Source organism: Thalassolituus sp. UBA675 (assembly GCF_002297765.1).
GTDB lineage: Bacteria > Pseudomonadota > Gammaproteobacteria > Pseudomonadales > Oceanobacteraceae > Thalassolituus.
Genome location: NZ_DBNJ01000001.1, coordinates 44,226 through 56,907, shown reverse-complemented (window position 1 = coordinate 56,907; position 12,682 = coordinate 44,226). Strand labels below are relative to the sequence as shown.

The 12,682-nt window shown below is 52.7% G+C and carries 10 protein-coding genes; 5 read left to right on the top strand and 5 right to left on the bottom strand.

Translation table 11 applies throughout. From position 1 onward, the window contains the following. Positions 1-211: 211 nt before the first annotated feature. The gene (gene gmhB / locus B3007_RS00270) at positions 212-763 is read left to right on the top strand and encodes a D-glycero-beta-D-manno-heptose 1,7-bisphosphate 7-phosphatase (RefSeq protein ID WP_301377786.1); all 552 of its coding nucleotides are present in this window, start codon (positions 212-214) and stop codon (positions 761-763) included. On the opposite strand, the gene B3007_RS00265 is transcribed toward gmhB, so the two are convergent. Then, on the bottom strand, positions 760-2,748 hold the full coding sequence (locus tag B3007_RS00265) for a BCCT family transporter (protein ID WP_301377784.1): 1,989 nt from the start codon (positions 2,746-2,748) through the stop codon (positions 760-762). The genes gmhB and B3007_RS00265 overlap by 4 nt on opposite strands. A 161-nt stretch (positions 2,749-2,909) precedes the next feature. Between B3007_RS00265 and B3007_RS00260 the strand changes: the two genes are divergently transcribed. Both B3007_RS00260 and B3007_RS00255 read left to right on the top strand, forming a co-directional pair. After that, on the top strand, positions 2,910-3,704 hold the full coding sequence (locus tag B3007_RS00260; protein ID WP_301377782.1) for a lysophospholipid acyltransferase family protein: 795 nt from the start codon (positions 2,910-2,912) through the stop codon (positions 3,702-3,704). Between the two features lie 66 nt (positions 3,705-3,770). Continuing rightward, positions 3,771-3,962: a PLDc N-terminal domain-containing protein gene (locus B3007_RS00255; RefSeq protein WP_068442368.1), complete on the top strand. Its 192-nt coding sequence runs from the start codon at positions 3,771-3,773 to the stop codon at positions 3,960-3,962. A gap of 41 nt (positions 3,963-4,003) precedes the next feature. On the opposite strand, the gene B3007_RS00250 is transcribed toward B3007_RS00255, so the two are convergent. Then, a complete protein-coding gene (locus tag B3007_RS00250) occupies positions 4,004-5,515 on the bottom strand; it encodes a mechanosensitive ion channel family protein (protein ID WP_301377780.1) in 1,512 nt (503 codons plus the stop codon). A gap of 165 nt (positions 5,516-5,680) precedes the next feature. On the opposite strand from B3007_RS00250, the gene B3007_RS00245 reads away from it, so the two are divergent. Continuing rightward, positions 5,681-6,532, top strand: coding sequence for a metal-dependent hydrolase (locus B3007_RS00245; RefSeq protein ID WP_301377779.1), 852 nt, complete (start codon positions 5,681-5,683; stop codon positions 6,530-6,532). Between the two features lie 40 nt (positions 6,533-6,572). Here the strand turns inward: B3007_RS00245 and B3007_RS00240 are convergent, their stop codons facing one another. Then, a complete protein-coding gene (locus tag B3007_RS00240; RefSeq protein ID WP_301377777.1) occupies positions 6,573-7,349 on the bottom strand; it encodes a glycoside hydrolase family 19 protein in 777 nt (258 codons plus the stop codon). Positions 7,350-7,616: 267 nt separating this feature from the next. On the opposite strand from B3007_RS00240, the gene B3007_RS00235 reads away from it, so the two are divergent. Further along, positions 7,617-8,759 carry a Fic family protein gene (locus B3007_RS00235; protein ID WP_301377774.1) on the top strand — a complete coding sequence of 381 codons (1,143 nt, stop codon included), beginning with the start codon at positions 7,617-7,619 and terminating at the stop codon, positions 8,757-8,759. Positions 8,760-9,171: 412 nt separating this feature from the next. Here the strand turns inward: B3007_RS00235 and gyrB are convergent, their stop codons facing one another. Both gyrB and recF read right to left on the bottom strand, forming a co-directional pair. Next, positions 9,172-11,589: a DNA topoisomerase (ATP-hydrolyzing) subunit B gene (gene gyrB, locus B3007_RS00230; protein ID WP_068435455.1), complete on the bottom strand. Its 2,418-nt coding sequence runs from the start codon at positions 11,587-11,589 to the stop codon at positions 9,172-9,174. Then, positions 11,586-12,671, bottom strand: coding sequence for a DNA replication/repair protein RecF (gene recF, locus B3007_RS00225; RefSeq protein ID WP_301377772.1), 1,086 nt, complete (start codon positions 12,669-12,671; stop codon positions 11,586-11,588). The genes gyrB and recF overlap by 4 nt, the downstream gene beginning before the upstream one ends. Between the last annotated feature and the right edge of the window lie 11 nt (positions 12,672-12,682).

The window sequence follows — 12,682 nt, the reverse complement described above, 5'->3', positions numbered from 1 at the left end:
CTTAATTGTGATGGGAAGTGTTGGGAAACCCAGATTAGCAGAGGTGTCTTGATGGATACCTGAGATTTCAGGCATGTCAGGTGTCGGGATATGACAGTGGCGACAGTAGTACGCCCCTCCCTCCCGTGTGGCCGCCAGTGTCTAATGCCACCGAAGCCTGACGACTTCCGTTATACTCGGGCTTTATTTTCCAACAGCCCGGAGCCCCTCTATGCAACTCATCATCCTCGACCGCGATGGCGTTCTGAATCAGGATTCCGATGCGTACGTTAAGTCCGTTGATGAGTGGCTGCCGATCCCGGGCAGCGCAGAAGCCGTAGGTAAACTCTGCAAGGCCGACTTCACTGTTGCTGTCGCAACGAACCAGAGTGGTCTGGCACGCGGCTATTTTTCTCAGGCTGATCTTGATGCCATGCACGACAAAATGACGGGGCTCGCTGCGGCTGAGGGCGGTGAGTTTGCTCATATCGCGTTTTGCCCGCATGGCCCGGACGATGGCTGCGACTGCCGCAAGCCACTGCCTGGTTTAATTCATCAGATCGAAGATGCGCTTAAGGTCTCGGCAGAAGGTGCCTGGATAGTCGGTGACTCGATACGCGATCTGGAGGCTGGAGCTGCAGCAGGATGCAAAACTGCGCTTGTAAGAACCGGCAAAGGCGAGAAAAGTGAGTACAAACTCACCTCTCACCCCACGTTGGCTGATGCCCCCGTATTTGAGGACCTGGCCACGTTTGTTGATTGGCTTATCGCCCAGCAACCTTAGTTGCTCACCGGCTCCCACGGTAAGGTGCCGGGCGCAGCCTCGATAAAGTTTAGGTACTGCTCAAGGTGATCCACCAGGTCGCGGATGACTTCCTCTTTGCTGCACCCAAACAAATCGTAACCCAGCGAACCATGACTCAGGTGAACATCGGCACGCCAGAAGGTCGCCGACTTTGCGCCCGCTGGCCGATAATCCGGCGCGTCATGCTCGGTGGCTTTGACCTGATAAAAGAACTCATCAACGCCCTCTCTCACGAGAGACATGGAGACTTCCCCCGTCGCGCCACTGACACGCACATCCCAACCGTGAGAACGTAGCTCTTCACTGACTTCTTCCAGCGCGGGCGTAACAACGCCCTCAATGTATTTCTCGACTTTGTTAGCACCGGGGAATTTCATCATACCATTCAGGCGCTTGCGCCAGTCTCCGCCATTGCTGTGCGGGCGAACTGGGGTAATCGCATTGATAGAGCCCTCACGATGACCTTCGATGACCAATGCCCGCCAGAGCCCGGCAACGGCCAGCAGCATGATGATCCCGAATGGTAATGCACTCACGATGGTCATGGTCTGCAATGCACTTAAACCGCCAGCCAACAACAAGGCCGCCGCTATGCCCCCTTCAAGGAAAGCCCAGAACACTCGTTGCCAGACCGGAGTCTCTAGTAAACCACCCGACGCCAGTGAGTCGACCACCAGAGAACCCGAGTCGGATGAGGTGACAAAGAAGGTAATGATCAGGAAGACGGTGATGATCGAAAGGAAAAACGACATCGGCAGGCGATCATAAAACTCAAACAGTGCCACCGCATGATTGGACTGAACCTCGCCGATTAACGCCTCTTTGCCCTGCTCCATAATCAGGTGCAATGCCGTATCGCCAAAGATAGCGAACCACAGGAATGTAAACAGCGTCGGTACCGCCAGGACACCAAACACGAACTGACGAATCGTACGTCCGCGGCTGATCTTAGCGATAAAGAGGCCGACAAAAGGCGCCCAGGCAATCGTCCAGGCGAAGATAAACAGCGTCCAGTTACCAATCCAGTCACTGTGTGTGTAGGCCTGCATGTTAAAGGTGCGCTCGACAACGCCGCCCAGATAGGCACCGGTGTTCTGCAACAGGGTATTAAGAATATGAACGCTCGGACCTACGGCGAAAACAACGGCCATAAGAAAAACTGCCAGCCCCATGTTCAGCATCGACAGGTTCTTAATGCCCTTATCCATACCCGCAACCACCGAAGCCGTCGCAGCCAGAGTAATCACAGCAATGGCGATCACCTGAACAGTCGTGCTCACCGGTATCGCTGGCCAGAGATAATTGATGCCTGCATTGATCTGAGATACCGACAGCCCCAGCGTCGTTGCCAGGCCAAACATAGTCCCCAGCACCGCGAACGTATCGACGATATGCCCGGCCCAGCCATGAATGCGATCACCAATGAGTGGGTACAACGCTGAACGCACAGATAAGGGAAGGCCATGCCTGTAGGCGAAGTAAGCCAGCACTAACCCCATCAGGCCGTAGATCCCCCAGATATGGAGACCCCAGTGGAAATAGGCAATCTGCATGGCTTCTTTTGCCGCGGGCACAGTCTCTGCGGCACCGGCCGGAGGCGTCGAATAATGAAGTACGGGCTCAGCCACACCAAAGAACAGCAGTGCGATACCGTAGCCTGCTGAGAACAACATTGCGAACCAGGCCGGAAACGAATACTCGGGTTCCGCATGATCAGAACCCAATCGGATGTTGCCCCAACTGCTGAAGCCAACCACAAGAATAAAAATCAGAAAGATCGCCACCGCTAACATGTAGAACCAGCCAAACGTCTGGGTAATCCAGCCCAGCATACTGCTGAACAGATTGCCCGCTGCTTCTGGGTTACTGACCGTGCCGATAATCAACAGAGCCGCGGCAATAATGGTGGGGACAGCAACAGGCATAAGTAACGTTGCCTGAAGGCCTTTTCGTTCGAGATTCATTCAACACTCCGGTTTGTATGGTCCAGCGCACCCCGTCTCAGCGCGGCGTGCCTCTATAACCCTGACAAAGCCAGAGCCAGATAGCAAATCGCTACTTTTCAGAAGGCGGCTTTCGCCGTACTCTGAATACAGTGCTAGTCACACTCCGAAGGGGTAAACGATTGCCTGAGACCACCGCTCGCTCTACATCACTCGCCGCCTGCCGCACCATCGTTTTTATGGCCTGGATGACCTTCCTCACCCTGATCTGGATTCTTCCCGCTCTGATTATTTCGCCATTAATGGACCTGCCTGCCCGGCACCGTCTTATTGGCCGACCTTTCTGCATCGCCTGCGTCTGGTCTGCACGCCTGATTCTGGGCCTGCGTTGGAACGTCATCTACGAGGGCGAACTCCCCGCCCGGCCTTCGATTATTATGGCTAAGCACCAAAGCAGTTGGGAAACCTTTATGCTGCCCGCACTATTGCCGCCGCAGGTTCAGGTCATCAAAAAAGAGCTGACGCGTATTCCGATCTTTGGCTGGTACCTCGCCATGATGGGCCCTATTACGATCGACCGGACACAACGCACGACAGCGCTCAAAGATCTCGTTAAGCAGGGAACACAACGCCTGAACAATGGCGTTCATGTACTGATATTCCCCGAAGGAAGCCGTGTCCCCGCAGGCGCACGCAAAGCGTTTTCTAAGGGGGGCAGTATGCTCGCCAGCCGCGTCAAGGCACCCGTGATTCCGGTTGCCCATAACGCCGGAGACTTCTGGCCGAACCACCACTGGATACGCTACCCAGGCACAATTACTGTCGTTATAGGTGCTCCGCTCGATAGTAAAGACTTACCAACTAAGTTTCTTCATCAGCAATGTGAAGAGTGGATCAATAATCGCGTCGACGAGATTTCTGCAACGCCTTTTCAGGGTACTGTGATTACTGAACTCACCAGCGGAAAACGATTCTGATAACTGCAACACTCTGCATGATATGATCATTGCCGCTATTACCGGGGGATTCACAGGGGGGACACTATGGTGATTGAAGTGGGTGGTATTTTTGGCATTCTGATTCTGGTTGGCGATATCTACGCCATCCTTAACACCGTGCAGGCACGCACCACATTGGGCGTAAAAGCGGCCTGGATTGCAGCAATCCTGCTACTGCCTGTCGCAGGCCTGATTGCATGGTATTTCTTTGGTCCTCGTGAACCCAAGGTCAGCTGACCAACTCAGGGTTCTGTTAAGGTTTTTACACAGACAGCGGCTTAACTATCGCCGCTGTCTGAGCTGGAGCTGGCACTTGGTGTACCCGAGCCGCCTGCATCCTTAAGTGCGCGCTCTTTACCCGCAGCTTCTTCAGCACGTTTTTCCACTTCCTCGACCAAGCGAACATTGGCGTTCGGTGCCTTGCCCTGCTTGTCTTCACCAAAGTAAATAGTCTGGTGTGGGAATGGAATCTCGATATTCCGCTCATCAAAGGCAATCTTCATCCGGCGGTTAAACTCACGGCCTACGTTCCATTGCTGGATCGGCTTAGTCTTGATCCGCGCCTTAATCATCACGGCACTGTCAGCAAACTGGTCGACACCCAGCACCTCAAGGGGCTCAAGAATCAGATCTTCGAAGTCTTTGTCTGAACGCAGGTCTTCATCAACCTCGCGCATAATCGCAACGACTTCGTCTGTATTCTCACGATACGCTACGCCCACATCCATCAGGTAGTAGCTGAAGTCTTTGGTCAGGTTCGAGATGATCGATACTTCACCGAATGGAATCGTGTGCACAGTACCGTCCAGGTCACGCATCTGAATCTTGCGCAGCGTGATCTTTTCTACCAGACCAAAATGATCATTGATCTTGATGACGTCACCAATTTGCAGCAGATCCTCAAACACCACTGTCAGCCCGGTCAGGAAATCCTTCACCAGAGTCTGAGCACCAAAGCCCACAGCAATACCCAGAACACCAGCACCAGCCAGTAACGGCATAATGTTGATACCTATTTCAGAGAGAATCACCATCACCGAGAGAAGCGACAGCGTGATTAGCAGAATATTGCGAATGATTGGAGTGATAGTCTGGAAGCGCGAGCTGTTCAGTCGTTCGTGACGGAACATCAACGACTCCAATAAGGCATTGGTACCCTCCCAGATGGAAGCAAACACCAGCCCGGCAACTGAAACCGACAGCACGGTGCCCAACAGACTCCCCAGCCCTGTCATGCTCTCCTCACCAAAGTACACAGCTGCGACATCGAGAGCCGCATAGCCAACAAGAATCAGGCCCACGGCATAACCGATAGCTCGTTGTATCGTGAAGATTGAGCTGAAGCGCTCTTTATCCCAATGTAAACGTCTACGCAGACGGCTCATGCGTTTATCTAAGAACCGGCTCAGATACCCGTTCAGGAAGATACCCAGAAGAACCAGCAACGTCGTCACACCAAACGCCAGCACATCGCCCACAATGTTCTCAGGCAGGCCATAGCTATCTGTCAGCGCCATAAATTCACTCAGCACGCCTGAACCTGTATCGTCCAGACCAAAAACTGAAGCCAGCTCGGGCTCTGGCTCTGGTTCTGCCTGTAACATCAGTTCCAGCTTCTGAATCAGATCCTGCCGCTCTGTTTCACTCTCCAGCGTGCCAATCAGATTCTTAACGGCCTCACGATCAACCGCCTGACCATCGCTCGTGCCCCCGGATGATGCAGGAGAAGCAGGTACACTCCAGACCAAAGATGACGACAGTAATAACAGGCACGCAGCCAGTAAACGCATAGTTTTCTCCAACAAAATTATGAAGTTATCGACCAGAAAATCCGCGCTGGGTTCAGCCTGAGTGGCCATATTGCCGCTAGTCTCAGGCTATTAAGTCATTGTGGCACTGCTGCCATCTTGGCTATAACTGGTACGAGACTTTAACTATCTGCGCAGGAGAAGGCCATGAGTACCACCGCCGATATCAGCATGTCCCAGACAGAATCGACCAATGGCATTGAAGTCCGCCGCATGGACTTCAGCTTTGATCAGGTCGACACCATGGACTGGTACCGTGGCAATCCGATCCTTACTGCCTTCATAGCGGTACTCTCAGGTACCTTCCCGCCGGGCGAGCAGATGTTTATAGAGTCTGTGCGCAACTACAAAGACCGTGTGACTGATCCGCAGCTATTAGAGAACGTCAAAGACTTCACCCGCCAGGAAGCCCACCACACGAATCAGCACAAACTCGCCAATGAGAAGCTGGAATCGCTGGGCTGGAAAGCGCAGAAGATCGAAAAGCGTGTCGAAAAGGCCATCGCATTACTCAATGCCAAACGTTCAAAACGGGAACGTCTGGCGGCGACAGTGTGCCTTGAGCACATCACTGCAATTGTGGCTGAGTATGTACTTACTCACCCCAAACAGCTTGAGGGGATGCACCCTTCCATTAAATATATGATGATCTGGCACGCCATCGAAGAGATCGAACATAAGTCCGTCGCGTTTGATGTGTACATGGCCACCGGCGGTCAGCGTAAGACTCTGCTGCGTATCATGCGCGCCATTGCGGTACTGTTTCCCACCCTCACCATTGGCCGCACCATCTACCTTCTGTGGGCCGCTCGACGGATGCCCAGCTGGGTTCAGATCAAGGAAGCCTGGGGCATGCTCTTTGGTGAAGACGGCATGTTCACCTGCATCAAAGCGCCATTCAAAGATTTCTATCGCGAAGACTTCCACCCTGAAGACCACGACAATCGTGCATTGGTCGAAAAGTGGAAAGCCGAAATTGAAGCGTACCGGGCTGGCTAAGCACGGGTTAACAGTCAGGCCAGCCAGACGACAGCCGAGCTTATTCCAGAAAGAACTTCGCCCGCTGCAGGTACGCCTGCCGATCAGAGAGGCCGTTATAGCCGCCGTTGACCCTGCGGGTAATACCCAACAGATCATCCTGATCGGCCTTTTCCTGCAGGTGCCGGGTTTCCCAGAACCAGAGACTCACCTTTAACGCATGCTCAGGGGTGGACAGTAATTCTGGCCAATCCGGCTGCGACGTATCTATCCCAGCGTACTCTGCGTACTGCTCGTAGTTATAACGTCCTGTCAGCTGAATTAACCCACGACCCTTAAAGCGAACACCGTCACCGGGTTGGGTATTGCCCAGATCAGAGCGCCCTTCGTAAGCCTGTCCAGAAGCCAGCTCTTCGGTATAGAAGAGCGACAGACTCTCGTGTCCGATCTGAGCGAGAAAGTGCGCCAGGCGGCGAGCACCAGAAACACACCCTGTCTGTTCAGCGGCAGTCTGCATCAGCGGAAAATAGGTTTCGATCTTTGATAAAGGTGCGGTCGGCATAACTGCTGCCAGGCAATCACTGGAAAACGCCTTCGGCTGCAGGCCTTTCAAAGTACGTAACGTGCGACCGTTAGGGTCGACCCGTCCATCAGGGCGATTAAGCCCCACTGCCCCACGCTGAAAAGCATCAATCACACTGATGGTTGCCGGGCCAATCAGGCCGTCAACTACTAAAGGATTCTCCGGGCTGAGAGCCTGATTCAACGCCGCCTGCACGATACGTACATCAGACTTCATATTTACGCCGCCAGCGCCAACACTGCACTGAATGCACATACGACAACTCCTTTGCTTTAAAAACCCGTTCAGCGGCCATACAGGCCCGCCTGCTTGCCTTCATCATTACTGAGGACGGCGATTTTCTCAATGGCTGAGGCATGTCCTCACGCGCCACTGCGGACGTTGTGGGTTCATCTTATTTCCTGAATATACCTCGGAGCATGACAATGAGCCGAATAGGCTCTATTATTCGGCTCATACTATGAGCCGAATAAAGTATATAATCAGCTCATCGGCAAGTATTGATACAACAGTGAGCAGGCAATGAATCAACGCTGGATATGGCAGAACAGCCAATGGACCGAATTCTACTGGGACAACGATGTTCTTCAGCCGCTGCTGCGCGAGTGCCACAAACGCATTGGTCTGCTACAAGGCAAACAAAGTGTCAGCAGTAACTCCGAAGACCAGGCATTGGACACACTGCTGCAGAACCTTCTGGCATCATCTGCCATCGAGGGCGAAGAGCTGAATGCAAGCTCCGTGCGTTCCTCGCTGGCACGACATCTTGGTATCAGCGAAGCGGAGCCCTACCCCGTCAGTGATCGCTCGGAAGGGTTGGCTGAACTATTAATAGATGCGCTCACGAATCTGGATTCACCCCTCACGCAGGAACGTCTGTGTTACTGGCAGAAACTTCTCTTCCCTGAGTCCGTGTTATCAATCACTCAGAAAATCAGAGTCGGACAGCTAAGAGGCCCGGAACCTATGCAAGTTGTCAGCGGCCGCCTTGATCGCCAGAAAGTGCATTTCGAAGCGCCGCCCAGAGATGGCCTTGAGTCACAACTCCAACACTTTTGTGACTGGTTTAACCAAGGCGCTGATTGTCAGGACACTGACCCGCTTCTGCGAGCTGCCACTGCACACCTCTGGTTTGTCACCCTGCACCCATTCGACGACGGCAACGGCCGCCTGACCCGCGCTATTACCGATATGGCCTTGGCTCAGTCAGATTCACAGAGCGTTCGCTTGTTCGCGATGTCGGTAGCAATACTTGATATGCGCTCAGAATATTACAACGCTCTTGAGACGGCTCAATGGCACCGCGACGACGAACGGGGATCAGACATCACCGAATGGTGTCAGTGGTTCCTCAAAACCTTACTGACCTCAGTCAACAACGCCATAAACCAGATTGACCGCACAATCGTCAAAGCCAGGTTCTGGCAGACTTTTCGTGATATGCCACTGTCTGCCGAACAACGTAGGGTGCTGAACCGCCTGTTAGATGGCGGGCCCAAAGGATTCGAACATGGTATCAGTGCGGCTCAGTACCAGAAAGTCGCCAAGGTAAGTAAAGCCACTGCCACCAGGCATCTTGCTGACCTTGTGGCAAAAGGGTGTATTCAGAGGTTACCCGAGGGCGGGAGGAGTACGAGATATCAAATAGCCGTATCACTTTCGTAGAGATCGATAGGACACTACTGGGGAAAGATATAGCTGTATCAATAGGAATACCGAAATGAACAGCAACATCCCAATAAAACCTCCGACGTTTAATACAAAGAAAAGACCGGCCCAGCATAGCCAGTAAATAGCCCCGATAGGGAAAGGCAAGTCGTACCCAGAGGCATAAGCAAGTTTACAGTGAGGGCACCTGACTCCCCCGCCTTGCTTCCAGCGGAAGTTCAGCGCTCCAATTCTATTACGCATGCTGTGTTTGCAGCGGACGCATCTCCCGAAACTTATTTCCATTTTTTATACTTTCCTTACTGAACAAAAAGCCCCGACTGACACATATCAGCCGGGGCTTTTTTAGAGGTTTTTATCGTATCGACTTTCCCTGTGTTCCACGTGGAACACAAAGGGACAGAGCGGATCAGAAGTCCAGGTTGGCTACGTTCAAGGCGTTCGCTTCGATAAAGGCTCGACGTGGCTCTACATCATCGCCCATCAGTGTCGTGAACATCTTGTCAGCGCCAATGGCATCTTCGATGCTGACCTGAAGCATGCGACGGGTCTCTGGGTCCATGGTGGTTTCCCAAAGCTGCTCAGGGTTCATCTCACCCAGACCTTTATAGCGCTGGATGTTGAAGCCTTTCTGAGCCTCATGAAGTAGCCACTTAACCGCGTCCCAGAAGTCATTGATCATGTGAACGCGCTCGCCACGCTGGATGTAGGCACCCTCTTCCAGGGTCTCAGCCAGCTTCTCGCTCATGCTCGCGAGCTTGTTGTAACCATTGCCACCAAAGAAGTCGACATCGAGGATGTAGTCACGTGCCATACCGTGGGTGATCACTTTTACGTCGACGTTGTAGTTGTCACGCTCTGGATCTTTAACCGTCGCAACTTCGAAGTGTGAGCCACTACGGCCTGCATCCGGGAGCTGTTCACGCAGCTTACCAACCCATTCATTCATGGCAGCTTCGCTGGTCATCATATCGGTGGTAACACGTGGCAGAGTCAGCATCAGGTGCAGAATCTCTTTACGCACAACGTTCGACATACGATCGACCGTCTCTTGTGCAGAGCGATACTGATCAACGATCTGGGCAAACGCCTCGTCAGAGATCGCTGGGGCGCCCTCAGAAGGGTGCAGAGCGGCTTTCTCGAGTGCTATATGAGTGAGATAGCTCTCCATCGCTTCTTCGTCTTTTATGTACTGCTCCTGCTTACCACGCTTAATCTTGTACAGTGGCGGCTGAGCGATGTAGACGTGACCACGCTCAATGATTTCAGGCATCTGACGGAAGAAGAAGGTCAACAGCAGCGTACGGATGTGCGCACCATCGACGTCAGCATCCGTCATGATAATAATACGGTGATAGCGCAACTTATCCGGATCAAACTCTTCACGACCGATACCACAGCCCAGTGCAGTAATCAGTGTGCCGACTTCGGCAGAAGACAGCATCTTGTCGAAGCGGGCTTTTTCTACGTTAAGGATCTTACCTTTGAGTGGCAAAATAGCTTGAGTCCGGCGGTCACGGCCCTGCTTTGCAGAACCACCCGCAGAGTCACCCTCCACCAGGTACACTTCGGAGAGTGCCGGGTCTTTTTCCTGACAGTCTGCCAGCTTACCCGGCAGACCTGCGATATCGAGCGCGCCCTTACGACGGGTCATCTCACGAGCTTTACGCGCCGCTTCACGTGCGCGGGCCGCGTCAATCATTTTGCCAACAAGCTCTTTCGCCTGTTGCGGGTTTTCCAGAAGGAAGTCCTGGAACTGACGCCCCATTTCCTGCTCAACGGCAGGCTTAACTTCACTGGAGACCAGCTTATCTTTGGTCTGTGAACTGAACTTAGGATCAGGCACTTTCACCGAAATAATCGCCGTGAGACCCTCACGAGCGTCATCACCTGTGGTCGATACCTTGGCTTTCTTATCCAGGCCTTCCTGAGTGATATAAGAGTTCAGAGAGCGTGTCAGCGCGGCGCGGAAGCCCGCGAGGTGCGTACCACCGTCACGCTGTGGAATATTGTTGGTATAGCAGTGAATGCTTTCCTGGAAACCGTCGTTCCACTGCATTGCAACTTCGACACCGATGCCATCGTCGCGCTGCTCAGTTAAAAAGTGGAAGACTTCGCTGACGGGTGTTTTGCCTTCGTTCAGGAAGCCAACAAACGAGCCCAGACCACCTTCAAATTCAAAAATATCTTCTTTATCAGAGCGCTCATCCTTCATATGGATCCGCACACCTGAGTTCAAAAACGACAGTTCACGCAGGCGCTTTGCCAAATAGTCGTAGCTGAATTCGGTCTTGGTGAAGGTCTCTTTCGACGGCAGGAAGGTAATCGCTGTACCCGTAGTGTCAGATACACCGACTTCTTTCAATGGGTAATCAGGCACACCATGCGTGTATTCCTGCTCGTACAGCTTACCGCCGCGTCGAATGGTCAACTTCAGCTTCTCAGACAGCGCGTTTACTACCGAGACACCTACACCGTGCAGGCCGCCGGATACCTTGTAGGAGTTGTCATCGAACTTACCGCCCGCGTGGAGTACCGTCAGAATAACCTCTGCAGCCGATACGCCCTCTTCCGGGTGAAGCTCGGTAGGAATACCACGACCGTTATCGGAGACCGTGATTGAGTTGTCCTGATGGATAACAACCTCAACTGTGTCACAGTGACCAGCCAACGCCTCGTCAATGGAGTTATCGACCACCTCGAACACCATATGGTGGAGGCCGGTACCGTCATCGGTATCGCCGATATACATCCCTGGACGCTTCCGTACCGCATCGAGGCCTTTAAGAACCTTAATACTGGACGAATCGTAACTCTGATCACTCATTCGGTGCATTCCTCTAATTTGCCATGTTCCACGTGGAACACTTTACTGGCGACTGGCTGCCAGACATCGGTTAGTTTTTCTTTGTCGATGCTGGTTATAAAGACCTGACATTTTAAATCTTCCAGCAGCTTGCATAAAGCAAAACGGTGCTTTTCGTCGAGCTCTGACGCAAGATCATCCACAAGATAGATAGTCCGGCGCCCACTCTCCTGCTGGAAGAGCGATCCCTGCGCAATCTTAAGCGCTGAGACCACTGTTTTCTGTTGCCCCCGAGACAAAATCTCAGAAGCCGGTTGTTTGTCGCACTTAATGCGAAGCTCGGCCCTGTGAGGACCTGACTGGGTATATCCGAGCGTCATATCACGCTCTTGCTGACGGCTCAAAACGTCCGCCAGGCGAGAGTCTTTCTCCCACCCCGGATAGTAAGCCAGTGTGACAGATATTGAAGGATCTAGCTCGTTCAATATTCGCTCAAATTCTGGCTTAAAGCGCTTAAGGTACGCCTGGCGTTCATTATCGATGTGCTCAGCGGCCTCAATAAAGCCAGCGTTCCAGACATCCAGCCACTCTTCTTCCTTCTGCTTCAGTACGGCGTTTCTCTGTTTGAGATGCTTTCTGAAGGTTTTCCACTGTTCCATGAAACTTTGTTCCACGTGGAACACACCCCAATCAATAAACGCCCTGCGCTCTTCCGGCGAACCCGAAAGCAACTTAAAGGTATTCGGCTCAATGATCTGAACCGGCAACCAATGCGCTGCTTCAGCCTGGCTTGTCAGAACAGAACCATTCAACTTAAGAAGATGGTCCCCTGCCTTCAAACGCAGAGATTCCATTTCGCATGCACCCATATCCGGATCTTCAATAGAAAAACGCATTTCCATCCGATCATTATCGTGGGCAAGCACATGCTTAAGCTGATTAGTACGGAATGACTTACCGGAGGCCATTACAGCAATTCCTTCAAGAATGCTGGTTTTGCCGGAGCCGTTATCTCCGTAAATGAAATTGACGTGGGGATGGGGATCAAAGATCAGTGGCTGCAGATTACGCACACCACTGATCCTGAGATGCCTGACTGGCATAAATCAGAAAC

Excerpts from the sequence above, each read along its gene's own strand:
- gmhB (WP_301377786.1), top strand. The coding sequence starts at position 212 with ATGCAACTCATCATCCTCGACCGCGATGGCGTTCTGAATCAGGATTCC.
- B3007_RS00265 (WP_301377784.1), bottom strand. The coding sequence starts at position 2,748 with ATGAATCTCGAACGAAAAGGCCTTCAGGCAACGTTACTTATGCCTGTT.
- B3007_RS00255 (WP_068442368.1), top strand. The coding sequence starts at position 3,771 with ATGGTGATTGAAGTGGGTGGTATTTTTGGCATTCTGATTCTGGTTGGC.
- B3007_RS00250 (WP_301377780.1), bottom strand. The coding sequence starts at position 5,515 with ATGCGTTTACTGGCTGCGTGCCTGTTATTACTGTCGTCATCTTTGGTC.
- B3007_RS00245 (WP_301377779.1), top strand. The coding sequence starts at position 5,681 with ATGAGTACCACCGCCGATATCAGCATGTCCCAGACAGAATCGACCAAT.
- B3007_RS00240 (WP_301377777.1), bottom strand. The coding sequence starts at position 7,349 with ATGTGCATTCAGTGCAGTGTTGGCGCTGGCGGCGTAAATATGAAGTCT.
- B3007_RS00235 (WP_301377774.1), top strand. The coding sequence starts at position 7,617 with ATGAATCAACGCTGGATATGGCAGAACAGCCAATGGACCGAATTCTAC.
- gyrB (WP_068435455.1), bottom strand. The coding sequence starts at position 11,589 with ATGAGTGATCAGAGTTACGATTCGTCCAGTATTAAGGTTCTTAAAGGC.
- recF (WP_301377772.1), bottom strand. The coding sequence starts at position 12,671 with ATGCCAGTCAGGCATCTCAGGATCAGTGGTGTGCGTAATCTGCAGCCA.